Here is a 24,071-nt window from a genome sequence, read left to right on the forward strand (position 1 = left end):
GAGCGCCGCAGGGCGAACACCGCAGCACCCCATCCGGGCCTGACGAACACCTTGTTCGTCAGGCCCGAATTCTTTTGCTGGCAGCCATTGGACCCGGTGAAAGGGCACGCACGGCGGAATACGGCTGCCCCCACGGCAGCACGCTATGGCGGAGGGTTTTGGATGCGAAGCACGGCTTGCCTTACGTGTGCGCACCAGACCGCAGGCACCAAATCGCCATCAGGGAGGAACATCGGGCTTTGCCGGGCAGTCGCCGTATTCGCTGGCGGGCTCGTGCAATGCCTGGGCCGGCGCGCCAGGGAGGACGAAAGGCGGCATAGTGCGGGACGGCCAGTGCGCGCCCGGAACGGGCGATGCGCCGGACTGCCCGTGGGCACACAGCCGGCAGGCAAGTTGCATGGCGTTGCGGGCGCCGAGTTTGGCGAAGATGCGGGCGCGGTGGGCTTCGACCGTGCGCAGGGAAATGCCCAGGTCGATGGCAATGACCTTGTTGGCGCGCCCAGCCGCCACGTAGTCAACAATCTGGCGTTCGCGGACGGTCAGGGCTGAAAGGGCGGCGTCGAGTTCGGGGTGAGGAAAGGGCATGGAAGCTCGTTTGCAATGTAGGATTGCAAACAGTCTGCCCCGTCGGCCGGGCCGCCGTAAGCTGGCAATTCTGCTAGGGGCTGATGAAAACGCCTCGCCTCAATCGCCCTATTAAGCGCCTGTACCGGGCGCCTTGCACCGAGCGCCCCGCATCGCGCGACCGGATGTCACCGCCCCGCCGCTTCAGGCCGTGTAGACCAATTCCAGATTGTCGATCAGTCGCGTGGCGCCCAGCTTGGCCGCGGCCAGCACGACGACGGGTTCGCCCGCCTGCAAGTCGGCGGCCTCGGGGCGCTTCAAATCGCGCTGGCGGCGCAGGGCCACGTAGTCGACCTTCCAGCCGCGCTGCGTCAGCCGCTGGGCCGCGTCGTTCTCCAACGCAGCAGCATCGCGCTCGCCCTGGGCCAGGCGGCGGCCGATCTCCTGAAGCTCGGCGTACAACGCCGGCGCCTCGGCGCGCTCGCCGTCAGTCAGGTAGCGGTTGCGCGACGACAGCGCCAGGCCATCGTCCGCCCGCACGGTTTCGTGCGCCAGCACCTCGACGGGCAACTGGAACTGGCGGCACATGTTGCGCACCACCATGAGCTGTTGGTAGTCCTTCTTCCCGAACACCGCCACACGCGGCTGCACGCAGGAAAACAGTTTCAGCACGACGGTGCTGACACCGGCAAAAAACCCGGGACGGAACTCGCCTTCCAGGATGTCGCCCAGGTCATCGGGCGGCTGGATGCGGAAATTCTGCGGCTCGGGATACATCTCGCGCTCGTTCGGCGCGAACAGCACGTAGACGTCGCGTGCCGCTTCGAGCTTTTCGATGTCGGCAGCCAGGGTGCGCGGATACTGGTCGAAATCCTCGTTCGGGCCGAACTGCAGGCGATTCACGAAGATGCTGGCCACGACGGGATCGCCATGCTGGCGCGCCAGCTTCATCAGCGACAGGTGGCCTTCATGCAGGTTGCCCATGGTGGGCACGAACGACACGCGGTTCTGTCCGCGCAGGTGATCGCGCAATTCCTGGATGGTGTGTACGACTTTCAAGGGAATCTCCGGGGTGGGCAGGAGCCCGGTCAGGATCAGGCCGCGACGGCTGCCACGCTGGTGTACGCCAGGCGGACGTAGATGGGCGCATAGGGCTCGGCCTGCGTGATTTCCAGCAGCGATTCGCGCGCCAGTTCGAGCATGGCGATGAAATGCACGACCACGACCGCGGCGGGTGCACCCTCGCGGACGCGCTCCATGAAGAGGTCGCCGAATTCCATGAAACGCACGTCGTTCAGGCGGCGCAGGATGTGCGTCATGTGATCGCGCACGGACAGCTGCTCGCGCGTGATGTGGTGATGCTGGTTGAGCTTGGCCCGCTTCATGATGTCGGCCCAGGCCGCGCGCAGGTCGTCCACGCTGACGTCGGGCAGCGCGCGCTCGACGCTGAGGTCGGCCACGGCCTGGCTGCTGACGAAATCGCGCCCCAGTTGCGGCATCTTGTCGAGCTTCTGGGCGGCCAGCTTCATCTGCTCGTACTCAAGCAGGCGGCGGACCAGTTCGGCGCGGGGATCTTCGGGCTCTTCGCCGGTGTCGGTCTTCTTGACCGGCAGCAGCATGCGCGACTTGATCTCGATGAGCATGGCCGCCATCAGGAGGTATTCGGCGGCCAGTTCGAGATTGGTGATGCGGATCTGGTCCACATACGACAGATATTGCCGCGTGACATCCGCCATGGGGATGTCCAGAACGTTGAAGTTCTGCTTGCGGATCAGGTAAAGCAACAGGTCCAGCGGCCCTTCGAACGCCTCGAGGAAGACTTCCAGCGCATCGGGCGGGATGTACAGGTCCGTCGGCATCTGGAACAGCGGCTCGCCGTACAGACGCGCAAACGCCACGCTATCGATGGTGTCGGGCGTGCTGTCGACGGACGGTTCCACTAGCTTGGCCAGGGCATCGCCTGGCACCGAGGGGTTCTGGACCATGTTTGCCGAGAACGGTATCAGTCGGCCTGATACACGTACGGCCTTTGCGCCACGCGTGCCGCGCGGAAGCCTTCGAGCAGCTCTTGATCCTGCGGTTTGTCCCAGAGGCGGGCGCGTCCCTCGCGCTGGCGCTCTTCGGTGCCAGGGTGGGATTTCTTGAAGTCCTTGAGGAACTGGGTGATCTCGGATTCGTAGTTGGTCGCCATGACGCCAATTTCATTAGGTTGCAGATGTCTCGAGTTTACTTCACGGCGGCCATATCCCCGGCGTTACAATCGTCAGGCTTCCACCGCAGCCCGCCCGACATGTCCGCAGAATCCGCCGCCGCAGCCAATCCCGCTCCACCGTCAACCCCGGATGCGGTGCGCGCGGCGCGCATGATCCCCTTCATCGTTGGCTGCGCGCTGTTTATGCAGATGCTGGACGCGACGGTCGTGGCGACCGCCCTGCCCGCCATGGCAAGGGCCCTGGGATCCACCCCGGTGCGGCTCAATGTGGCCATCACCTCGTACCTGTTGGCCGTCGCCGTCTTCGTGCCCATCAGCGGCTGGGCGGCGGACCGCTACGGCGCCCGGCGCGTGTTCATTACCGCAATCGGCCTGTTCACCCTCAGTTCCGTCGCCTGCGCCATCTCGCAAGACCTTCCCCAACTCGTATTGGCCCGGATCGTCCAGGGCATGGCCGGCGCGATGATGGTGCCGGTGGGCCGCATCATCCTCCTGCGCACCGTCCCCAAGCAGGATCTGCTCAAGGCCATGTCCTTCCTGTCGATCCCGGCACTGCTGGGACCGGTGATCGGACCGCCGCTGGGCGGTTTCATGGTCACGTACATGTCGTGGCACTGGATCTTCCTGATCAACATCCCGATCGGGTTCCTGGGCATCTTCCTGGTGCTGCGGTACGTCACCGAAATCCGCGAAACCGGCACGCCGCGGCTCGATTGGATCGGCTTTCTGCTTAGCGCCGGCTGCCTGGCCACCCTGGTCACCGGCTTCGAGGCCATCGGCCGCGACGTGATGCCGCTGCCCATGCTGCTCGGCCTGATCGCCGTGGGCATCGTGTGCGGACTGCTGTACGGCGTGCACGCACGGCGCACCGAACATCCCATCATCGATCTGTCCCTGATGCGGATTCCCACGTTCGCCATCTCCACGCTGGGCGGCAACCTGTGCCGCTTCGCGGTCGGCGCCACGCCGTTCCTCCTGGCCATGCTGCTGCAGGTGGGTTTTGGCCTTTCGCCGTTCTCGGCCGGCCTCATCACTTTCGCCAGCGCCGCCGGCGCGCTGCTGATGAAGTTCGTGGCCACGCCCATCGTGCAACGCTTCGGCTTTCGCCGCGTGCTGACCTTGAATGCGCTACTGACGGGCGGTTTCATCATCGTCTGCGGCGCCTTCAATCCGGCCACGCCCGTATGGCTGATGATCGCCATCCTGCTGGTGGGCGGCTTCTTCCGGTCGTTGCAGTTCACGGGGGTAAATACGCTAACCTATGCCGACATCCCGCCCGCCAAGATGAGCCGCGCCAGCAGCTTTTCGGCCATGGCCCAGCAATTGGGCATCACGCTGGGCGTCGGGGTGGCCGCGGTCACGTTGAACATCAGCATGTCGCTGCGCGGCGCCGAAACGCTGGCCATCAGCGATGTGGTTGCCGGCTTCATCGTCATCGGCCTGCTGTGCATGGCATCGACTTTCTCCTTTAGACGCCTCGACCCGCTGGCCGGGGCACACCTGAACGGCGCGAAAAACAGTGACGACGAATGAATTTGTCCTAGCCCTGGACCAGGGCACGACCAGCTCCCGGGCCATCGTGTTCGACCGCGACGGCGTGGTCCGCGGCGTCGGCCAACGTGAATTCCGCCAGCACTATCCGCGTCCGGGCTGGGTCGAGCACGACGCCAACGAGATCTGGCACAGCCAGCTCGACGTCGCCCGCGAAGCCTTGCGCAACGCCGGCGCGGCGGCGGCAGACATCGCCGCCATCGGCATCACGAACCAGCGCGAGACCACGCTCATCTGGGAACGCGCCACCGGCCGCCCGCTGGCCCGCGCCATCGTCTGGCAGGACCGCCGCACGGCCCCGATGTGCGACCAGCTCCGCCAGGACGGCCACGGCGACTTCCTGCAGGCGCGCACGGGCCTGGTCGTCGACGCCTACTTTTCCGGCACCAAACTGGCCTGGCTGCTGGACCACGTGCCCGGCGCCCGCCGCCTGGCCGAACGCGGCGAACTGGCCTTCGGCACCATCGACACCTGGCTGATCTGGCAACTGACGGGCGGCGCCGTCCACAGCACCGACCCCAGCAATGCATCGCGCACGATGCTGTTCGACCTGCACACGCAGGACTGGAACGACGACATCCTGGCGCTGCTCAACATCCCGCGCAACGTCCTGCCGCAGATCGCGCCCAGCAGCGCCATCGTCGGCGAGGCGCTGCCGGAATGGCTGGGCGGCTCCGTGCCCATCGCGGGCGTGGCGGGTGACCAGCAGGCCGCGACCTTCGGTCAGGCCTGCTTCACGCCGGGCATGGCCAAGAACACCTACGGCACCGGCTGCTTCATGCTGATGAACGTGGGCGACAAGCCCGTCGAATCGCGCAACAACCTGCTGTCCACGGTCGGCTGGGGCCTGCCTCAAGCGGGGCACGACAAGTGGAAGCCGGCGTACATGCTGGAAGGCGGCGTCTTCGTAGCCGGCGCTGCGGTTCAATGGCTGCGCGACGGGCTGGGCATCATCCAGCGCTCGGAAGAAATCGAATCCCTGGCCGCCAGCGTCTCGGACACGGACGACGTTTTCATGGTCCCGGCGTTTGCTGGTCTGGGCGCGCCCCATTGGGACCCCTATGCTCGCGGGACCCTCGTCGGGCTGACCCGCGGCACCACCCGTGCCCACATTGCGCGTGCGACGCTGGAATCCATCGCCCTGCAAAGCGCTGAACTGCTGACGTGCATGAATGCGGACAGCGGCATCGCTTTGACGGAATTGCGCGTCGACGGCGGCGCCGCCCGCAATGACCTGCTGATGCAGATGCAGGCTGACATTCTGGGCGTTCCGGTTGTCCGCCCCCGGGTTCCCGAATCGACTGCACTCGGCGCAGCGGGCCTCGCCGGCCTGGCTGTAGGCTTCTGGTCGGGTCCGGATGAATTTGCATCGAAGTGGCAGGCTGAACGCACGTTCACGCCTGCGTGGCCTCAGTCCGTGAGAGATGCGCGGATGAAGCGGTGGCGGCAGGCAGTGGAGTTGTCTAAGGGGTGGTCGGCAGGGGCCGCTAAGTAAGGCATCGGTTGTTGGTTTGGCGTTGGTGTCTGGCGCCCAGATAGATGGCCTTGTGCTGCGCCAGGCCTTCACCCGTGTCCCCATCGATCAGCGATTTGGTGAACTCGGGCGACACGTCGATGCCGTATTGTGGTCGCACCGGCACCCGTCACCGGTGCGCGGAGAATCTTCGCCGCATCTCGGCCGAGAGCCCATCCACGGCCTCAACCGATTGGCGCAACCCCTGCGACAGTAGATGCGTGGCTCCAACGGCACATCGTCGGCACTTTGACTTCGGCGCCAACCAAAGGCGAGTTGCGGTCCCGTGCGCGATTCGACGTCCATATCATCCGGCCACCCCACCTTGGGCGCTAAACGCAGGGTCAAGTGATAGAGCGGCACATCTTTGTTCCAATCACGGGAAGGGTTTGGATATTGGGGTAATGCTTCCGGTCCCAGGCTCATGAACGCGCGCGCCATTGCCCACATGTGTTCGCCGTAGGCGTTGCTGCCAGCTAATTGGAAGCGATCAATGCCGCGAGACCACTCGATCAAGATTCGGAAGCTGAACAAACGCGTTCTACGGCGCCGTCTTCGACTCAACGTCCATATCAATCGGCCAATGCACTTTTGGTGCCAGTCGCAGCCCAGGATCACACGCCGGGATGTGATTATTCCAATCACGCGGTAGGTTCGAATACTTTGGCAACGACCCGGGTCCCTGGTTCATGAACGCGCGCGCCATGGCCCACATATGTTCCCCATCGGCATTGCTGCCGGCCAATTGGAAGCGATCAATAACGTGATTGGAACCTTGTGCAACCACTGCAATATCGACGCCCCAAGCAAAAATCGGGACGCCGCTCGGGCTTGGGCTCATTCGGCTCCAGGCTTCGGCGCGCAGATCTTCCCAGTTAAAAATCACGGGGCATACGCCCGTACCTTTGCCGCTTACTAGGTTGCCGTTGTGAAAGCGATAAACGTAGACCTTGCGACGCTTGCGATTAAAGCGGATCGGCTCATCGCGAGGGGGGGCCGCGCCAGAGCGGAATATTCCTATTCCGGCAACCAGTGTCCCAATTGACAAGGCCGTCGTCAGCATGAACAGAAACGGGTGGCTCGAAAATGCGCCGCCGCCAAGATCGAAGAAAAATATCTTTACGATAAATACTGCTATTAGGAACATCGAAAAAGCAAAAATGAATATGACTGTGCGATTCAAATTGCGGGAGCCGCTAAGTTCCAGATAGATATCGTCCACGAAGTTCGGGCAGCGACCTAACAGAGGCAGTGGTGCACCAGGCAATGTATTCGGCAGAGGCAGGTCGGCTCGCCACCCTTTTGTTGGATTATCCAAACGTGCATTTTTTTTCATCATTACTTTGCTTCTATACATTCCACTTTGGCAATCATCTCGGGATCGATAACATTGGGGAGGTACTCGACGCTGATGACTGCCACATCAATATCGTGCCCTACCGAAAGTTCGATATCCCCCTCGATGACAAGGAAACTCGACTTACTCTCATCAGCGAGAGTCAGCAGTTTTTCCTTGACTGTCGGAATGGTGCTATCCGGGCGGTAATCCAACGGATTGCATGGAAGGATCACTTCTTCCTTTTTTGCAGCATCGTGAGGGTAATTGCCCGACGCGAGCACTTCGTCCCCCCGATAGCGGTTGACTTGAAGTTTCCATGAGTACGCAGCCCTGACCGAGTCGTATCGCGGAAGAACTATTCGATATTTCAAGCGCGGGATAACTGCGGGGCCAGCCTCCATGCCTCCCATGGCTGCAGCCAACCCTTCGTAATGCACCAAGCGGATCTCAGAATCAAAAATCACATGTGCATCGATTCCCAAAACAGCTGCATTCAACGCAGCAACCGCAGTACTGGCGTCGGTAAATTTACCGGAATCGGATTTACCAAAGTGGCTGCAGTAGACCCACCTCTCCAATGGCGAAGATTCTGCTTCCTCTCCGATTCTCTCGGCTATATATGCGATCAAGCCGAAAAGAATTGCCCAACCGACGGGTCCAAGCACCCATGTCGAGCTTAGAATGGCTGCGGAGCTTGCGTAAATGGCGTATCCCGACGCAGCTGCGCTCGCTCCAAAAAACGCGGCCGCTGTGTAATATCCAACCTCCGGTCGGCCTCCCAAATTGCGAGCATTTCTTGCAGATTTGAATGACGCGATTGCATCGACGAAACCAGATACCGCACTCAGTAAAGCTCCAAATCGCGCCAGAGCTTTACCAGCATTCGCGATCCGGCTGATTGCACCGCTCCCGGTCGCAGGCGCGCGCAGGACCTTCCGCGCCTGTTCGGCACTGCCCTTCAACGCCAGTCCCACCACCTCAATACTTCCCCCCAAAACTCCGATCGACGCCGAATACACCGCCAGCACGGCTTCCACGTGTTTGGCTCCAAAGGTGGCATCCACGGCTTCAACCGATTTACGCAGCCCGTGGGACAGCAGATATGTGGCCCCTATGGCGACTAACAGTTCAGCGCTTCCGACCGTTCCGCGGGCAATCGCGGCAGCACTGTGCGCGCCCCTCAATCCGGTCCGCGCGAGGTCGGCAGCCCGCGACGCGCTAAGCTGAAGACCAGCTAACACCTTGCGCGCCCCCGGCTCCAGCGTGCCGGCGAGCACTTTGAGTTCGCTTAGCGCTCCGCCGGCCCGGCGCGTGGCGTCTCCGATAACCTCCCCTGTTTGCGGGGTGGCATCCTTGACGACGTCGCCAAAGCGCTTTCGCAAGTCATTCGCGTTTCCTTCGACCCACAACACCACTTCAACCATCTGTTCCGCGAGTTTCGGATCGCTCAGGGCCAGGCTGAGGACACCAGCAGTCAGCACCGACCGCACCTGCTTGTGCGCCTTTCCGGTCGCCTGCGCGATGGCGGCCGAAAGCCTGTTTCGGTCTTCCCCGATCTGCTTGCACATCAATGTGTAAAACTCACCCAGCTTCATCTGAACGGCGACCTGGGTCATGTATGTGCGCGAGTACAGCAAGAGCGATGCGCTGTTCACGCGCGTGGCGACGTTGCGCACGCCACCATCAACCTTCAGTTCCAGTCGGCTCACCGCACCGTTGTAAGCCGCCAGCACACTGGCGATCGCGTCCTGGACGTTAGGCCAGATGAGTTTGTCGCCCAGGTCGCTACTGTTAATGATCTTGGTGACCGGGGCGTAGAGCTTCCCGAAGTCGTTCCAATCCAGTTCGCCCTGATTGCCGAACGTGGGCACCAGACTTTGCATCAGGCTTTTGTCGAGCGCCAGCAGGGTCTTGAAGACGATGCTCTGACCATCCATGACCCAGGCTTCCCACGCGCGCGCCGACGGTCCGGTGACGGGTTGAATGTTGCCCTCGGAATCTGGTTTAGGCGTTGCTTCGGTGATGCCGCCGCTCAGGCACAGCTCCATCGTGCGGATGTAACCCAATACTGAGTACGCATTTTGCGCATCGTAGTCATACTGCTCCGCCGAGCGGAACATCGGGTTGTTGAGGATCTGGTCTGCGTAGAGTTCGGCCAGCCTGTCCACTTGCGTCTGCAACCGCGCCTTGTGCGCTTCGAACGCTTTCTCCCAACTGGCGCGCGCCACTTCGTCGTATCGCTCATCGAGCCGCGCAAGCAGCTTCCCTGCCTTGTGCTCGACCTGTTCGGCTCGCTCGCGAGCGGGGTCGCCGAAAACCGGCGGCCCCGCCGTTCCACTGTGGTAAGCATAGGGACTGTGGGCAATGGCGTTGTCCGCGGCCACCTTGCAGAGTTCACGCAGGCGCTTCAGGCTTTCGGACGTGAAGAATTTGTAGTTGTTGAGCGGGTCTGCCTCATAAGCCTGCCGCTCCCTTAGCCAACCCAGGCGCTGATGATTGATTTCCTGGACCATCCCGACCGGGTCCGGCAGGACCAACGCCAACACGCCATTCGGCAATTGCTCGCGCTGTGTCTGAGTCCGGACGAAACCTTCAAGCGCGTTCAAGCGATGATTGCGCGAGCAAAATCCGTGCGCGCTGACAAAATCGCCGATCGTGGGCGTAGCGTATTCCAGCACGTGCTGATCGACCTGAAGGCTCTGCTCCGTCATTGCGATGCCTACACTCGCGGGATCGTTCCGCGCAGTCTGCAAGTCAAGCTCGTAAAACCTGACGGCCATTGGCGACTTTTCGCCCGCGAAACTGTGGAGATAGCGATTCAATACGCTGTCGGACCACGGATCGCTGGAGAACGCTATCCACGCGGTCTTAAACAGTTTGGTGTCGATGTTGATGAACGAAGCCGGAACGTCGTGGTCGCGGTGGATACATCTTTCGCTCAGCGGCTCTGGGGCTGCCCGCGGCATGGAAAATGGGTTGAACTGACGCAGCGCCCCTTCGGGCGTCACCTGATAAGCCTGCCACTCTCGCTTGTCGAGCAGCACATAGAGATACCCTTCACGTAGGGTACGCGGCTGGTCGAGCCGCAACGGCACGGCAGCCAGATCGCCGCCGCCGGCAAGCGGCCGCTTTGATGTCGCGGTGGGCTTAGGCGCGTAGGCCGTTCGCAACGGAAGGATTGGCAGGCCAGTGCGTTCGCAGGCGTTGCATGTGCCCGTAGGATTGGGGACAGCATGGCGGATCGCCCAACTCAAGGTCGTGCTCACGCTCATAAGTTCCTTTGCTTGGCGCAGTGTGGCAGTAGTCGGTGGTGATGACCTATCGCCTCAATGCAAACGTTGTGCCAACTTGGAAGCGTCTTTTCCGTTGTTCTTTCTTATCAACTGCTTACGCGTGCTTCACCGCCAAACATGGCGATCTCAACGGCGCAAAAGCAGCGAAAGTGTTTTTTTCACCGAAAGTTCGGGCCATTTGTGGCTCGAGATTCTTCAACGGTTTGAAAACAAACAAAAAAAATCGGGCCAACTTTGGCCCGGGTGAGCCAATGTTGGCCCGTTCGTCTTCGTAGAAGAGCCTGTTGCACATCGCGGCAGGCCCGAGCCGCTTATACGCGTGGGGTCAGCGCAATCCGCGTCCTGTGCGTAGGCGCGTGCCGTTTCCAGCATGGCCTCAGTCATGATGCCCATGTGCTCACACAGCACGCCGCCTAACAACGCGGCCACGGTCCATGCGTCCAGCGGCTGCGCGCCGGTGGCGTCGGGTTCGGAGGCGCTGTTGCCGACAAGGCGAGCGATCGGCGCGATGGCATAGCAGGCGCGCTCAATGTTGTAGAGCTGGGAGAGGGATACGAGGCCAAGTTCGGGATTAGCGTCGACGAACCAGGGGTCTTGGGTAAGGGAGTGCTGCGTCATGGACAATCTCCTATAGCGGCGAACAAACCCGCACCCCACTTTCAAAATGGGGAGGACGGGCACGAGTCGAGGTTGGAAGACCGGAGCTATAGGACCCGGCGTGCGCAAGCGCACCCCCGCCAAGGCCCGTCCATAGGGACGTACAGAGCCAACTCCAATGATCGCTTTCGACCCCTCGCGGTCGATAGGACCTAGCCGCCGGATGACTGCGGTGCATCAGAAGTTGCCGCTCGCACATCCTCAATTTTGGGGATGTCGCCGAAGGTTCTTCGCACCTAGCCTGCGAGCTCAACATCCGTCTAGTCAAGGAGATGGCATGCGAGTCCTTCTACTAATCGCGTCGATGATTGCGCTTCTCGCATCGGACGCCGCGTTTGCGCAAGCGCAAGTTCAACTGGCCAACGATAAGCTCATCAAAGCTACAAACTTCGTTCAGGAACTCCGCACGCGTCGAGGAAGCATTGCGACAGAAGAAGCAATCCGCGCTACCAAGCTGGGCTGCGATGGGCTTCAGGAACTGACCAGAGATCAAGCATTTCGCCAACGTGTGTCTGATGTAGCGGCAGCCGCAGAAAAGCACAGCGAAACCAACGCGGCCATACGGCATAGCCTCGCACGCTTTCTCGGTGAGTTTCTGAGTCCTGAAGTATTAGTCCTGGAGCGAGCGGGTCTCTCAAGCACGGCCATCGTTCAAGTCGTAAAAGACGGCTTCGATCTCCAGGCGCATGCATACATCGGCAAGTACGGTGGCGGCTCCGCTGAACACTTTCTACGAAATTTGGACGAATTCACGAATGAAGTCTGTCGCGCTGCGGGCCAAGCCAAGCTAATAGCAGAGGGCAAGAAAGAAGACATGCTGTTCCGCCTTGGTGTCGGCCTCGGTGGGGCTGCTGTAGTGCTCGCCGACGTGACACTTACTCCCACTTGGACCGGGCCGCTGGCGGTGCAGTCCTACTCATTCGGTTTCACGCTTTTGGCCGGAGCTATTCTGAAGTAGCCAATGGCGGCAAAACTCAAAAACCATGCCGCCACACGCGAAGCGTCATCGCTACGACGCAAGACGCCGCGTAAGTCACCGGAGGCCGCCCGCGCGGCCGAACGGTGACGGGCGCCGCAAGCTGCTTCTATCCCACACGAATGCGTGCAAGAACCTCAAGAACCCAATCCGTCCCAGCGCCCGTAAAGCTTCAACCGTAAAGCCCGGTGCGGCGTGGGCCTGGGGTGGGCGGGGCGTGTAGCTGCGCCCGGCGGAATCCGAAGGCAGCCGCCGCAGGCGGCAACGAGGATGAGCACGGGGCAGTCCGGAGCGAAGGCTCCGGACCGCAATCGTAGCCCCGCCCACCCCAGGCCCACGACGCGCCGGGCGTCTCAAGAACGCCACCCTCGGCATTACCACGGCTCCGGGAGGCGTCTCAAGAACTCCACCCCCGGCATTACAACGGCTCCGGGAGGCGTCTCAAGAACTCCACCCCCGGCATTACAACGGCTCCGGGAGGCGTCCCAAGCACTCACTGCCCGGCAACACCAATAAAGCACCATCAAGCCGCCCGAACCCCAATCGCCACCACCCTCGCAGTAAACCCCTTCAACAACTCCTCCCGCATCGCCTCGGCCCGCACCATCGACGCCTCCTTCACATGCCCGTACCCGCGGATCTCCTCCGGCACGCTAGCCAACGCTACCGCCTTATCCAGATTCCCGCGATTCAACTTCCCCAGAATCGCCGTCACAGTCTCCCGATACTCCTTGATCAATTCCCGCTCAGCCCGCCGCTCCTTCGTATACCCGAACGGATCAAACCGAGACCCCCGCAAGACCCGCATTCTTGCCAACACCCGAAACACCTTCAGCATCCCCGGCCCATAAGACCGCTTCACCAGATGCCCATCCTTGTCCCGCCGTGCAAACAAAGGCGGCGCCAGATGAAAGCGCAGTTTCCAATCCCCCTCGAACTGCTCGCCCACCCGCTTCAAGAACTCCCCATCCGAATACAACCGAGCCACCTCGTATTCGTCCTTGTACGCCATCAGCTTGAAGTAATACCGCGCCACCGCCACCGCCAGCCGGTTCGTGCCCGTCGCCTCCCGCTCTGCATGCAGCACCTTGTCCACCAGATCCGTGTACTGCTTGGCATAGTCCGCGTCCTGATACTGCGTCAGGAACGCCTTGCGCACCGCCACCATCTGCGCCAACTCACTGGCCGGCTTCCTTAGATCCACCACCGGACTTGCCGCCCGCGGCCGCGTGATTTCGATGATGTCTTCCGGCTGCGCGGCAGGCACACCCCCATTGGCCATCAAACGCGCCACCGCCGCGGGTTCATGCGCCGCGCGCCGTCCCCACGCAAAGGCTGCGAGATTGTTCGGCACCTGTTGGCCGTTCAGCTCGATCGCCCGCAGCAGCGCCTCGCGCGACAGCGGAATCCAGCCCTTCTGGAATGCGTAGCCCATCATCAGCGGATTCGAATAGATCGCATCGCCAAGCAGCACCACCGCCATGGCTGCGGCATCCACCGCGTCAATATTCTCCTTGCCGCAGGCGCTCTGCAGATCTGCCGTCAGGTTCGCCCCCGGCAATGTCCAGCCCGGGTTCGACACGAATGCCGCCGTCGGCGCCGTATCGCTGTTCAGCAGCACATGCGTGCGTCCCGGACTCACGCGGGCCATCGCCTCTGCGCTCGTCGCCACCACCAAGTCGCCTGCCAGCAGCAGATCCGCCTCGCCCATCGCCACGCGCGTGTTCAGCAGATGGTCCGGCGAGCCCGCCAACACCACGTGCGAAAACACCGCGCCGCCCTTCTGCGCCAGTCCCGCCATGTCCAGCACCGAACAGCCCTTCCCCTCAAGGTGCGCCGCCATGCCCAGCAGCTGCCCGATCGTCACCACGCCCGTGCCGCCCACCCCCGCGATGAACACGCCATAAGGCACGTCCAGACTACGCACCCGGGGCGCAGGCACATCCTCGTCCGGCGCGTCGCCCGATTGCGCCAACGCGGGCGGCTTCTTCAGCTTGCCGCCTTCCACCGTCACCAGGCTCGGGCAAAAGCCCTTCAGACAGGAGAAATCCTTGTTGCAGCTCGACTGGTTGATCTTGCGCTTGCGCCCGAACTCGGTCTCCAGCGGCTCCACCGACAGACAGTTCGACTTCGACGAGCAATCCCCGCAGCCCTCGCACACCCGTTCATTGATGACCACGCGGCGCGCCGGGTCCGGATAGGCGTTGCGTTTGCGTCGGCGGCGCTTTTCGGTTGCGCAGGTCTGGTCGTAGATCAGCACCGACACGCCGGGATGCTCGCGCAGCTCGCGCATCACCGCGTCCAGTTCGTCGCGATGGCGCACGGGCACGTCCCGCGCCAGGTCGGTCACGTCCACATACTTGCCGGGATCGTCCGTCACCACCACGATCTTCTCGATGCCCTCGGCCGCCACCTGGCGCGTGATCATCGGCACGCTGATGGGACCGTCCACCGGCTGCCCGCCCGTCATCGCCACCGCGTCGTTGAAGAGGATCTTGTACGTGATCGGCGCCTTGGCCGCCACTGCTGCCCGAATCGCCAGCAGCCCCGAATGAAAGTAGGTGCCGTCGCCCAGGTTCGCGAACACGTGCTTTTCCTCGGTGAACGGCGCCTGCCCCAGCCACGGCACGCCCTCGCCGCCCATCTGCGTGAAGACGTCGGTGCTGCGGTCCATCCATCGCACCATGTAGTGGCAGCCGATGCCCGCCATGCCGCGCGAACCTTCCGGCAGGCGTGTCGACGTATTGTGCGGACAGCCTGAACAGAACCAGGGCTTGCGCTCTTCAACCACGCGCGGTCGCGCCAACGCCGCTTCGCGGGCACGGATGAACTCCACGCGAGCCTCGATGCCCGCGCGCACATCGTCCGGCAACGCGAACCGCAACAGGCGCGCCGCGATGGCCTTGGCGACCATCGCAGGCGAGAATTCATAATGCGCCGGCAGCAGCCAGTTGCCCTGCGGCACGGACCACTCGCCGCCATCCTTGTCGTCGAACTTGCCCACCACGCGCGGAATCTTCTTGCCGCTGCCGATCCAGCTGAACAGCTCCTCCTTCAGCTGATACTCCAGCACCTGGCGCTTTTCCTCCACGACCAGGATCTCGTCCAGCCCTTCGGCGAACCGCTGCGTGCCTGCGGACTCCAGCGGCCACACCATGCCCACCTTGAAAAGACGCAGGCCGATGCGCCGGCACACGTCTTCGGACAGGCCCAGGTCCGAGAGCGCCTGGCGCGTGTCCAGGTAGGCCTTGCCGGACGTCATGATGCCGAAGCGCGCATCGCGCTGTGGCACGTCCCAGAGTTCGCGGTTCAGCCCGTTGGCGCGCGCATAGGCCAGCGCGGCGTACAGCTTGTAGTCCAGCAGACGCGCTTCCTGCTGCAACGGCGTGTCGGGCAGCCGGATGTTCAGGCCGTCCGGCGGCAGCTGGAAGTCCTCGGGCAGCACGATGCGCACGCGGTGAGGGTCCACGTCAACCGATGCCGACACCTCCACGATGTCGGTGATGCACTTCATGCCCACCCACACGCCCGCGTAGCGGCTCATCGCCCAGCCATGCAGGCCGAAATCCAGCACTTCCTGCACGCTGGACGGGAACAGCACCGGAATCATGCAGGCCTTCAGGATGTGATCGCTCTGGTGCGGCAGCGTCGAGGACTTGGCGGGGTGGTCGTCGCCCGCCACCACCAGCACGCCGCCGTGGAGCGCGGTGCCGGCTGCATTCGCATGCTTGAAGACGTCGCCGCAACGGTCCACGCCAGGACCCTTGCCGTACCACATGCCGAACACGCCGTCGTACTTTGCGCCGGGAAAAAGGTTCACCTGCTGCGTGCCCCACACCGCCGTGGCCGCCAGGTCTTCGTTGATGCCGGGTTGGAACTCGACGTGGTGCGCCTTCAGATGGGCGGCGGCCTTCCACATGTTCTGGTCGACGCCGCCCAGCGGTGAACCCCGATAGCCCGATACGAAGCCCGCCGTGTTCAGCCCTGCCTGCGCGTCGCGCACGCGCTGCATCATGGGCAGCCGCACCAGCGCATGGATGCCGCTCATCCACGCGCGGCCGGATTGCAGGGTGTATTTGTCGTCGAGCTGGACGGATTCAAGCGCCGCGCGGACGGCGGGCGTAAGGGGGGCATTCATGTCTACTCCAACATCGGATGCCCCCACCAGCGTCGCGCGCCTCTTGCCAGAACGCACGCGGGCCAACAAGGGCCGTGAAAGTGAAGTCCTGATGCGTTCGCGCCTCTGCGGGCGGAATCGCGCTTGCCGCACCCGCCGCTCCGAAAAAACGGGGCCGGCTGGCGTTAGTCCTTTCGGTTGTAACCCCTGGCCCTCGGGCGGGCAATAGGGCGATGCGATAATTGCCGGCATGGACTTCGCCCCTCGCATCGTCGCCTGGCAGCGCCAGCATGGCCGCCACGATCTCCCCTGGCAGAACACCCGGGATCCCTACCGGATCTGGCTTTCCGAAATCATGCTGCAGCAGACGCAGGTGGCCACCGTCATTCCCTATTACGAGCGCTTTCTGCAACGCTTTCCGGACGTCGCGGCGCTGGCCGCCGCCTCGCAGGAAGACGTGATGCCCTATTGGGCCGGCCTGGGCTACTACGCCCGCGCCCGCAACCTGCATCGCTGCGCGCAGGAGATCGTGCGCGACTGGAACGGCCGCTTTCCGCCCACCGCCGAGGCCATCGCTACGCTGCCGGGCATCGGCCGGTCGACTGCCGCGGCCATTGCCGCGTTCTCCAACGGCGAGCGCTCGCCCATCCTGGACGGCAACGTCAAGCGGGTATTCACACGACACTTCGGCATTGCCGGGGATCCCGCCAAGCGCGAGGTCGAGCAGCGTCTCTGGGCGCTGGCGCATGCGCAGGTGGACGCAGCGCCCGGGTTGGACATGGCGGCCTACACGCAGGGGCTGATGGATCTGGGCGCCACGCTCTGCACGCGCGGCAAACCCGCCTGCGACAGATGTCCGGTGGCGGAGACCTGTGTTGCCCGCCGCGAAGGTCGACAGGCCGAACTGCCCACGCCCAAGGTGCGCAAGGCGATCCCCGAACGCGAGACCTGTATGTTGGTGCTGCGGCACCAGGGCGCGTTCCTGCTGCAACAGCGTCCCGAACCCGGCATCTGGGGCGGGCTGTGGAGCCTGCCGGAGTTTGATGCGGCGGGTGATCCCGACACCGCGTCGCGCGCGCTGGGGCTGGAGCCGGAACAGCGCTTCGAGTTGGCTGCCTTCGCCCACACGTTCACGCATTACCGCCTGCACATCCGGCCCTGGCTTGTGCCGGTGCGCGCGGTTGCCCTGCGCGAACCGGCGTTGCCGGAACGCTGGGTGCCTGCAGACAAGCTGGGGACGATGGCGCTGCCGGCGCCCGTCAAGAAACTGCTGCAGGGGCTGGTTGATGCCGGGATGCAGGACAGCCTGTTCGGCGAGGAAAACGCGGCGTAGCGATTCGGCGGGTTAACCGGTGTGAGCTTGAGCGGTGTCAGACACCGGTCAAACTACGACGCCGCCTCATTGAGGTTTCAGACACCCGCCCCGCTCAGCAGCATCACCAGCTTCAAATCCGGATGCGTCGCCAGCCGGAACGTGATCTGCTGGTACGCCAGCTTGCCGCGCTGCGGATGCTGGAATTCGCGCAGGCCGCCTTCGCGTTCCACCACGGCGTGCCGCGTCCACCAATGCGAGAAAACCACGCTTTGCCGGCTCAGGCTGTCCAGCAGCGCCAGCACCGCCGGTTCGTCCAGATGCGCGCCCGCGTCGGCGCGAAATTCAGCCACCACGCGGCGGGCGCGTTGGTCCCAGTCGACCACCAGTTCACGCGCCGCGGGATCCAGGAAGATGTAGCGCAACAGGTTGGGCTCGGGGTCGCGCTCGGGCCAGTGGTCGAACAGGTCGACCAGCGGCGCGTTGCAGGCCAGCACGTTCCAGGCGCGGTCCAGCACATAGGCGGGCGCGTTGATCGCGTTGACGCATTCCTGCAGCGGGCCCGGCGCGCCGCCGGCGTCGTCGCGGGCGTGCTGCGGGTCGGCGCAATCGGCAAGATCGAAGAGGTACGCACGCTCGGCCCGCGCCAACTGCAGCACGCCCGCGATTCGCGACCACACCGAGGGCGACACCGACACCTCGCGCCCCTGCTCGATCCACGTGTACCAGGTAACGCTGATGCCACACAGCTGCGCCACTTCCTCACGCCGCAGGCCGGGCGTGCGGCGGCGCGATCCCTCGGGCAGACCCGCCATCTGCGGCGTGATGCGCGACCGCGCGCTGCGCACAAATTCGCCCAGCGCGTGACGGCGCAGATGCGAGCCTTCGTGGCTGGAGGTGACGGGCTGGGGGGAAGTGTTCATACCAGGATGAGTAATGGGCTTGTACGTGTATACGGACCCGCCTATCTTAGCGCCTGCATCCTTTCGCAATCCCGAAAGAAATTCCGACAACGATCTCGACAGCATTCCCGGCAACATTCCGGCCAGGATTCCGCCCCCAACAGCCCTTCCGACACGAGGACCCCTCATGACCGCCAGCTCGCACGACGCCGCCGTCGACCGCCAATTCAGCCCCCGCGCCGCCGCCTACCTGACCAGCGCCGTCCACGCCCAGGGCGAAGACCTGCTGCAAATGGCCACGGTCGCCGGCCAGCACCCGGACGCGCGCGTGCTGGACCTGGGCTGTGGCGGCGGGCACGTGAGTTTTCACGCGGCGCCGAAAGTGGCGCATGTGACCGCCTACGACCTGTCGCAGCAGATGCTGGACGTCGTCGCCGCCGAAGCCGCCAAGCGCGGGCTCGCCAATCTGGTGACCTGTCAGGGCAAGGCCGAGTACCTGCCGTTCGGCGACGCCGAGTTCGACCTGGTGATGTCGCGCTATTCCACGCACCATTGGCAGGACGCCGGCCGCGGCCTGCGCGAGGCTTTCCGCGTGCTCAAACCGGGCGGCATTGCCGTCTTTGCCGACGTGGTGTCGCCGGGTGAACCGCTGCTGGACACCTGGCTGCAGACCATCGAAGTGCTGCGCGACACCTCGCACGTGCGCGATTACTCGGTGGCCGAATGGACCCGCATGCTGACCGAAGCGGGCTTCACGCTGCAGGAACTGGCGCCGCGCCGCCTGCCGCTGGAGTTTCAGTCGTGGGTCACGCGCATGCGCACGCCCGACACGCTGGTGGCTGCGCTGCGCCACATGTTCGGCATCGCGCCGGACGTCGTGCGCGCGCATTTCGACGTGCGCGAGGACGGGTCTTTTACGAGCGACACGGCGACGATCGTGGTGAGAAAGCCGGGCTGAATCAGTCCACTCTCGACGGCTCCATCGCGGCCAGCGCCCTCACCACGCCCAGGCTGCGCAGCAACTGCGCAGCCGCGCCCACCGCCCGCACAAACCGCGGCTCCTGGCCGAGGTCACCGAACACCGGCTCAAACCCCGTCATGACGCCCGCCCACGCCAGCATCGCCGCGGGCCCCTCGCCCGCCTGCTCCGCCGCCCGTTCGGCCTGCTCATACCGATGCGCCAGCGCTTCGGCCAACGGGTCCTGGACCTCATAGACACGCCCGGCCTCATCCTGTCCGCGCAGGAAAAGCAGCCACCCGGCCACGGCCAACGCAAGACCCGGCATTGGCGCATCCGCCGCCAGCCGGTCGCGCACCGTCCCCAGCAGCCGCTGCGGCAACTTCTGTGAGCCGTCCATCGCAATCTGCCGCGTCTGATGCCTGAGCGCCGGATTGGCGAATCGCTGCAACAGGCCTTGCCGGTACTTCTCGATATCCAGCCCCGGCAACGGCGGCAGCGTCGGTTCGATCTCCTGGCCCATCAGCGCGCCCAGGAACCGCCGCATGCCGGGCCGCGCCATCGCCTCGTCCACGGTGGCCCACCCCGCCATCACCGACAGATACGCCAGCGCGGAATGCGCGCCGTTGACCATGCGCAGTTTCAGCGTCTCGAACGGCGCGGCGTCCATCACGAAACGCGCACCGCCCGCGGTCCAGTCCGGCCGGCCCGCCGCGAAGCGGTCTTCGACAACCCATTCCAGATAGGGCTCGGCCACCACAGGCCACGCATCGCGCACGCCCAATGCCGCGGCGATCTCGTGCCGATCCGCGTCCGTCGTGCGCGGCACGATGCGGTCGACCATCGAGCAGGGAAACGCGCACGCCGATGCAATCCAGTCCGCCAACGCCGGGTCGACGCGCGCCGCGAACGTCAGCACCAGCGCCCGCAGCAAGTGGCCGTTGGCGGGCAGGTTGTCCAGCGACATGACCGTGATCGGCGGCAGGCCCATCGCGCGGCGGCGTTGCAGGCCGTGCACCACAAAACCGATGACGCCACACGGCGACTCGGGATTCGCGAGGTCATGCACGACGTCGGGATGATCCAGATTCAGCCTGCCGCTGGCGGGATCATGGCAATAGCCCTTCTCGGTGACCGTGATGCTGACGATGCGCGTGCCGGCGGCCGCGATGCGCGCCAGCACGACCTGCGGGTCCTCGGGCGCCACCAGCGTTTCAAGCAGGCAGCCGATGACACCCACACGCTGCCGCGACGCGCCGCTGCCGTCGGCATCGCGCAACGCCAGCGCATACAGGCCGTCCTGCGGCGCCAGCGCGTCGCGCGTGTCGGCGTGGCGCAGCGAGACGCCGCAAATGCCCCAGTCCGGCCCAGCTCCGGCTCGCAGCGCCGCATCGTTGACCGCTGCCAGATGCGCACGCGCGAATGCGCCCAGGCCCAGATGCACGATGCCGATGCCGAGCGCGTCCCGGTCATATCCCGGCCGCGCGACATGCGCGGGCAGGCCGTCCAGCGCCCCCGCATTCAGCCGGCCGCCTTTGCCTACCAGTTCCATAGCGTGCCGTCGTGCTGCAGCCGGTTCACGGGCAGATACGCGCGCTGATACGGATATCGCGCCGCCAGCTTCTCGTCGATATCCACGCCGTGGCCCGGCGCCTCGCCCGGATACAGCATGCCCTGCTCGAACGTATACGAGTGGGGAAACACGGCATCGGTCTCGTCGGTATGCCGCATGTATTCCTGAATGCCGAAATTGGGCACCCACAGGTCGAAGTGCAGCGCCGCCCCCATGCAAACCGGCGACAGATCCGTGGCGCCATGGCAGCCGGTGCGCACCTGATAGAGCGACGCCATGTCGGCAATGCGCCGCAGATGCGTGATGCCGCCCGCGTGAACGACCGTGGTGCGGATGTAATCGATGAGCTGGTTCTGCACCAGGTCCTTGCAGTCCCAGATCGTGTTGAAGATTTCGCCCACGGCCAGCGGCGTGGTGGTGTGCTGGCGGATCAGCCGGAAGGCCTCCTGGTTCTCGGCGGGCGTCGCGTCCTCCATCCAGAACAGGCTGTAGGGCTCCAGCGATTTGCCGAGACGCGCGGCCTCGATGGGCGTCAGGCGGTGATGCACGTCGTGCAGCAGATGGTGTTCGAAGCCCAGCTTCTCGCGGATGCGCTCGAACAGTTGCGGCGCGTGGCGCAGGTATTTTTCGGTGGACCAGTCGTGCTCGCTGGGCAGGTCGGCATCGGCGGGCTCGTAGAACAGCGTGCCGCGGCCCACGCCATAGACCTTTTCCAGCCCCGGCACGCCGCTCTGCGCGCGGATGGCGCGATAGCCCATGTCGGCGTAGCGCAGCACCTCGTCGACCGTGTGCTCGATGTCCGAGCCGTTGGCATGGCCGTAGACCATCACGCCGCTGCGGCTCTTGCCGCCCAGCAGCTGATACAGCGGCAGGCCGGCGGCCTTGGCTTTCAGGTCCCACAGCGCGGTGTCCACGCCGGCGATCGCGGTCATCGTGACCGGCCCGCGCCGCCAGTACGCGCCCTTGTACAGGTACTGCCAGATGTCCTCGATCTGATGCGCATCGCGCCCGATCAGGCAGGGGATGACGTGCTCGGTCAGGTAGGCGGCCACCGCCAGTTCGCGCCCGTTCAGCGTCGCATCGCCAATGCCGGTCAGGCCCTGGTCGGTTTCGATCTTCAGGGTCACGAAGTTGCGGCCCGGAGAACAGACAATCACGCGTGCATTCGTAATCTTCATCTTGGACTTCCGGCTACAGGAAAGGGACGGCCGCACAACGCGGCCGCAGGATCAGAACGTCACCATCACCTTCATCGCCTGGTTGCGATCACCCGCCAGCGCAAAGGCGTCATGCACGTGCGCGACGGGCACCGCCGCCGTCAGCAGCGGCGACACATCCACCAGGCCGCGGGCCAGGCAATCCACGGCCATCGCGTATTCGTCCACAAAGCGGAAGCTGCCGATGCACGACAGGCTCTTGACCATGATCTGGTTGAACGGGCAATCCGCGCTGCTGCCGGACAGCGTTCCCACCGTCACGACGACGCCACGCGGACGCGCCGCGCGCAGGCAGCTTGCCAGGCCGGCATAGCTGCCCGACGCCTCGAAACACACGTCCACCGTGCCCTTGCCCGCGGCCAGCGCGTCCAGGGCGGCCGGATCCGTGGCCGCGTTGATGGTTTGCGTGGCGCCCACCCGGGCGCACGCCGCCAGTGTCTGGTCCACAATGTCCACCACGATGACCCGGCTGGCGCCCGCCAGGCGCGCGGCCATCAGGATCAACGCGCCGATCGGACCCGCGCCGACCACCATGGCCGTCTTGCCCAGCAACGATCCCGCGCTGCGCACCGCATGCAGGGCGACGGCCAGCGGCTCGCCAAACGCAGCCAGTTCATACGACAGCGAATCCGGCACGGGCACACACTGCCGCGCGTCGACCACCACCTCTTCGCGCATCGCGCCCTGCATGTGCGGAAAGCGGCTGGCGCTGCCGAAGAAATGCACCGACTCGCAATGATTCGAATCGCCCTGCCGGCAATAGCGGCACACGCCGCAGGTGCGCGCCGGATCCAGCGCCACGCGGTCGCCGGGCCGGACCGCAGTGACGTCCGCGCCCACCTCCAGCACCTGCCCGGACGCCTCGTGGCCCGGCGTCAGCGGTTCACGGATGACAAAATCGCCCACCCGGCCGTGCCGGTAGTAATGCAGGTCCGATCCGCAGATGCCCACGGCCTTGACGCCGACGCGCACCTGCGACGGTCCCAAGGGCTGCGAGTCCGAGGTGTCCAGGCGCAGGTCCTGCGCCCCGTGGATCATGCAGTTCAGCATCAGCGCCACCCCTGTGCAAATTCGCCGATCACGCGTTCCAGGTGATCGCGCATCGCCAGCCGCGCCTCCTGCGCGTCGCGGGCCACCAGCGCGCCGAAGATGCGCTGGTGATCGGCCTGCGACGCCTGGCGCAAGGCCTGCGTATGGAAATGCTGTTCCATCTTTTCCCAGACCGGCCCCCGGGCCTGATCCCACATCGACGTCACCGTCGCCAGCAGCACGCTGTTGCCGGTGGACTGGGCGATGCACAGATGAAAGCGGCGGTCGGCCTCGGCATTGGCGTCCTTGTCCGTCATCCGGTCGCGCATGGCCGTCAGCGCCTCGAAAATGCGGTCCAGGTCCGCGTCAGTGCGGGTGGTGGCCGCCAGCGCGGCGATCTCGGATTCAATCAGGCAGCGGGCGCGAAGGAGCTCGAAGGGGCCGGCGCCCGCCTCCGGCATCGCGGACGGTCGGTTTGCGTCCGGTTCGCAGACATAGATGCCCGAGCCGCCGCGCACTTCCACCACGCCCTGCAGCTCTAGCGCAATGATGGCCTCGCGCACGGACGTGCGGCTGACGTCGAAGCGCTCGGCCAGCGCGCGCTCGGCCGGCAGCCGCTGGCCCGCTGCGAATTCGCCCTGCGCCACCAGCGCATGGATCTGCGCGGCCAACCGCAAGTAACCGCGGTCTGGTGCGACACGGCCGGCGGGGACTTCGGGCTTGGAGAGCGAATGCAACGTCATGGCGCCTCAAATTGGTCTGACCAAATCGTATTTGGTCCACCAATTTCCGCCATCGTGGTTTTCCACTACGCGCCGACCGGCAACGTTCGGGCAACGCCCAGACAACCACCGGATC

Annotated in this window: 20 protein-coding genes; 5 read left to right on the plus strand and 15 right to left on the minus strand. The window is 64.4% G+C overall.

Going from position 1 to position 24,071, the window contains the following annotated elements:
* Positions 1 to 219 precede the first annotated feature (219 nt).
* From KW836_RS28045 to KW836_RS00995, 4 genes are all read right to left on the minus strand, one after another.
* Positions 220 to 585, minus strand: coding sequence for a response regulator transcription factor (locus KW836_RS28045; RefSeq protein WP_218342222.1), 366 nt, complete (start codon positions 583 to 585; stop codon positions 220 to 222).
* A gap of 183 nt (positions 586 to 768) precedes the next feature.
* A complete protein-coding gene (gene panC, locus KW836_RS00985) occupies positions 769 to 1,623 on the minus strand; it encodes a pantoate--beta-alanine ligase (protein ID WP_175125960.1) in 855 nt (284 codons plus the stop codon).
* Between the two features lie 35 nt (positions 1,624 to 1,658).
* The gene (locus tag KW836_RS00990; protein ID WP_063956906.1) at positions 1,659 to 2,549 is read right to left on the minus strand and encodes a ScpA family protein; all 891 of its coding nucleotides are present in this window, start codon (positions 2,547 to 2,549) and stop codon (positions 1,659 to 1,661) included.
* A gap of 17 nt (positions 2,550 to 2,566) precedes the next feature.
* Entirely contained in the window at positions 2,567 to 2,755 is a 189-nt protein-coding gene (locus tag KW836_RS00995; RefSeq protein ID WP_056564661.1) for a DUF3460 family protein, read from the minus strand.
* A 99-nt stretch (positions 2,756 to 2,854) separates the two neighbouring features.
* On the opposite strand from KW836_RS00995, the gene KW836_RS01000 reads away from it, so the two are divergent.
* Together KW836_RS01000 and glpK are read left to right on the plus strand one after the other, a co-directional pair.
* Positions 2,855 to 4,309, plus strand: a complete 1,455-nt coding sequence (locus KW836_RS01000) for a DHA2 family efflux MFS transporter permease subunit (RefSeq protein ID WP_175139036.1) — start codon at positions 2,855 to 2,857, stop codon at positions 4,307 to 4,309.
* Positions 4,296 to 5,822: a glycerol kinase GlpK gene (gene glpK / locus KW836_RS01005; RefSeq protein ID WP_218342223.1), complete on the plus strand. Its 1,527-nt coding sequence runs from the start codon at positions 4,296 to 4,298 to the stop codon at positions 5,820 to 5,822. The genes KW836_RS01000 and glpK overlap by 14 nt, the downstream gene beginning before the upstream one ends.
* On the opposite strand, the gene KW836_RS01010 is transcribed toward glpK, so the two are convergent.
* The 5 genes from KW836_RS01010 to KW836_RS01025 all read right to left on the minus strand — a co-directional run bounded on the left by KW836_RS01010 (position 5,815) and on the right by KW836_RS01025 (position 11,090).
* A complete protein-coding gene (locus KW836_RS01010) occupies positions 5,815 to 5,961 on the minus strand; it encodes a hypothetical protein (protein ID WP_218342224.1) in 147 nt (48 codons plus the stop codon). The two genes, glpK and KW836_RS01010, sit on opposite strands and share 8 nt — an antisense overlap.
* The gene (locus tag KW836_RS28095) at positions 5,910 to 6,485 is read right to left on the minus strand and encodes a DUF6708 domain-containing protein (RefSeq protein WP_370632968.1); all 576 of its coding nucleotides are present in this window, start codon (positions 6,483 to 6,485) and stop codon (positions 5,910 to 5,912) included. Before KW836_RS28095 ends, KW836_RS01010 begins: the two co-directional genes overlap by 52 nt.
* Positions 6,382 to 7,179, minus strand: coding sequence for a DUF6708 domain-containing protein (locus KW836_RS27775; RefSeq protein WP_254594339.1), 798 nt, complete (start codon positions 7,177 to 7,179; stop codon positions 6,382 to 6,384). The genes KW836_RS28095 and KW836_RS27775 overlap by 104 nt, the downstream gene beginning before the upstream one ends.
* Complete coding sequence (locus KW836_RS01020; protein ID WP_218342225.1) at positions 7,179 to 10,445, minus strand: T6SS effector BTH_I2691 family protein; 3,267 nt, start codon at positions 10,443 to 10,445, stop codon at positions 7,179 to 7,181. Before KW836_RS01020 ends, KW836_RS27775 begins: the two co-directional genes overlap by 1 nt.
* 222 nt (positions 10,446 to 10,667) lie before the next feature.
* Positions 10,668 to 11,090, minus strand: a complete 423-nt coding sequence (locus KW836_RS01025) for a hypothetical protein (protein ID WP_370632969.1) — start codon at positions 11,088 to 11,090, stop codon at positions 10,668 to 10,670.
* A gap of 316 nt (positions 11,091 to 11,406) precedes the next feature.
* Between KW836_RS01025 and KW836_RS01030 the strand changes: the two genes are divergently transcribed.
* A complete protein-coding gene (locus tag KW836_RS01030) occupies positions 11,407 to 12,087 on the plus strand; it encodes a hypothetical protein (RefSeq protein ID WP_218342226.1) in 681 nt (226 codons plus the stop codon).
* Positions 12,088 to 12,628: 541 nt separating this feature from the next.
* Here KW836_RS01030 and KW836_RS01035 read toward each other — a convergent pair.
* Positions 12,629 to 16,243 carry an indolepyruvate ferredoxin oxidoreductase family protein gene (locus KW836_RS01035; protein WP_218342227.1) on the minus strand — a complete coding sequence of 1,205 codons (3,615 nt, stop codon included), beginning with the start codon at positions 16,241 to 16,243 and terminating at the stop codon, positions 12,629 to 12,631.
* 229 nt (positions 16,244 to 16,472) lie between these two features.
* Here KW836_RS01035 and mutY point away from each other — a divergent pair, with 229 nt between their 5' ends.
* The gene (mutY, locus tag KW836_RS01040) at positions 16,473 to 17,555 is read left to right on the plus strand and encodes an A/G-specific adenine glycosylase (RefSeq protein WP_218342228.1); all 1,083 of its coding nucleotides are present in this window, start codon (positions 16,473 to 16,475) and stop codon (positions 17,553 to 17,555) included.
* Between the two features lie 77 nt (positions 17,556 to 17,632).
* Here the strand turns inward: mutY and KW836_RS01045 are convergent, their stop codons facing one another.
* Positions 17,633 to 18,457, minus strand: coding sequence for a helix-turn-helix transcriptional regulator (locus tag KW836_RS01045; protein WP_218342229.1), 825 nt, complete (start codon positions 18,455 to 18,457; stop codon positions 17,633 to 17,635).
* 166 nt (positions 18,458 to 18,623) lie between these two features.
* Here KW836_RS01045 and KW836_RS01050 point away from each other — a divergent pair, with 166 nt between their 5' ends.
* Positions 18,624 to 19,394: a class I SAM-dependent methyltransferase gene (locus tag KW836_RS01050; RefSeq protein WP_218342230.1), complete on the plus strand. Its 771-nt coding sequence runs from the start codon at positions 18,624 to 18,626 to the stop codon at positions 19,392 to 19,394.
* Position 19,395: 1 nt separating this feature from the next.
* Here the strand turns inward: KW836_RS01050 and KW836_RS01055 are convergent, their stop codons facing one another.
* The 4 genes from KW836_RS01055 to KW836_RS01070 are packed head-to-tail and all read right to left on the minus strand — an operon-like array spanning position 19,396 to position 23,956.
* Complete coding sequence (locus KW836_RS01055) at positions 19,396 to 20,946, minus strand: mannitol dehydrogenase family protein (RefSeq protein WP_218342231.1); 1,551 nt, start codon at positions 20,944 to 20,946, stop codon at positions 19,396 to 19,398.
* A complete protein-coding gene (gene manD / locus KW836_RS01060) occupies positions 20,934 to 22,145 on the minus strand; it encodes a D-mannonate dehydratase ManD (protein WP_175125173.1) in 1,212 nt (403 codons plus the stop codon). The genes KW836_RS01055 and manD overlap by 13 nt, the downstream gene beginning before the upstream one ends.
* Before the next feature lie 51 nt (positions 22,146 to 22,196).
* Positions 22,197 to 23,234, minus strand: a complete 1,038-nt coding sequence (locus tag KW836_RS01065; RefSeq protein WP_218342232.1) for an L-idonate 5-dehydrogenase — start codon at positions 23,232 to 23,234, stop codon at positions 22,197 to 22,199.
* Complete coding sequence (locus KW836_RS01070) at positions 23,234 to 23,956, minus strand: FadR/GntR family transcriptional regulator (protein WP_218342233.1); 723 nt, start codon at positions 23,954 to 23,956, stop codon at positions 23,234 to 23,236. The genes KW836_RS01065 and KW836_RS01070 overlap by 1 nt, the downstream gene beginning before the upstream one ends.
* Positions 23,957 to 24,071 lie beyond the last annotated feature (115 nt).

It is taken from the genome of Achromobacter sp. ACM05 (assembly GCF_019218915.1).
In the GTDB taxonomy this organism is placed as follows: Bacteria; Pseudomonadota; Gammaproteobacteria; order Burkholderiales; family Burkholderiaceae_B; genus Achromobacter; species Achromobacter animicus.

Bases quoted from the DNA above. Each gene is read 5' to 3' on its own strand.
- KW836_RS01055 (WP_218342231.1), bottom strand. From the start codon at position 20,946: ATGGAACTGGTAGGCAAAGGCGGCCGGCTGAATGCGGGGGCGCTGGAC.
- KW836_RS00990 (WP_063956906.1), bottom strand. From the start codon at position 2,549: ATGGTCCAGAACCCCTCGGTGCCAGGCGATGCCCTGGCCAAGCTAGTG.
- KW836_RS01070 (WP_218342233.1), bottom strand. From the start codon at position 23,956: ATGACGTTGCATTCGCTCTCCAAGCCCGAAGTCCCCGCCGGCCGTGTC.
- mutY (WP_218342228.1), top strand. From the start codon at position 16,473: ATGGACTTCGCCCCTCGCATCGTCGCCTGGCAGCGCCAGCATGGCCGC.
- KW836_RS01050 (WP_218342230.1), top strand. From the start codon at position 18,624: ATGACCGCCAGCTCGCACGACGCCGCCGTCGACCGCCAATTCAGCCCC.
- KW836_RS01035 (WP_218342227.1), bottom strand. From the start codon at position 16,243: ATGAATGCCCCCCTTACGCCCGCCGTCCGCGCGGCGCTTGAATCCGTC.
- KW836_RS01025 (WP_370632969.1), bottom strand. From the start codon at position 11,090: ATGACGCAGCACTCCCTTACCCAAGACCCCTGGTTCGTCGACGCTAAT.
- KW836_RS01045 (WP_218342229.1), bottom strand. From the start codon at position 18,457: ATGAACACTTCCCCCCAGCCCGTCACCTCCAGCCACGAAGGCTCGCAT.
- KW836_RS01030 (WP_218342226.1), top strand. From the start codon at position 11,407: ATGCGAGTCCTTCTACTAATCGCGTCGATGATTGCGCTTCTCGCATCG.
- KW836_RS00995 (WP_056564661.1), bottom strand. From the start codon at position 2,755: ATGGCGACCAACTACGAATCCGAGATCACCCAGTTCCTCAAGGACTTC.
- KW836_RS27775 (WP_254594339.1), bottom strand. From the start codon at position 7,179: ATGATGAAAAAAAATGCACGTTTGGATAATCCAACAAAAGGGTGGCGA.
- KW836_RS28045 (WP_218342222.1), bottom strand. From the start codon at position 585: ATGCCCTTTCCTCACCCCGAACTCGACGCCGCCCTTTCAGCCCTGACC.
- KW836_RS01065 (WP_218342232.1), bottom strand. From the start codon at position 23,234: ATGCTGAACTGCATGATCCACGGGGCGCAGGACCTGCGCCTGGACACC.
- KW836_RS01000 (WP_175139036.1), top strand. From the start codon at position 2,855: ATGTCCGCAGAATCCGCCGCCGCAGCCAATCCCGCTCCACCGTCAACC.
- manD (WP_175125173.1), bottom strand. From the start codon at position 22,145: ATGAAGATTACGAATGCACGCGTGATTGTCTGTTCTCCGGGCCGCAAC.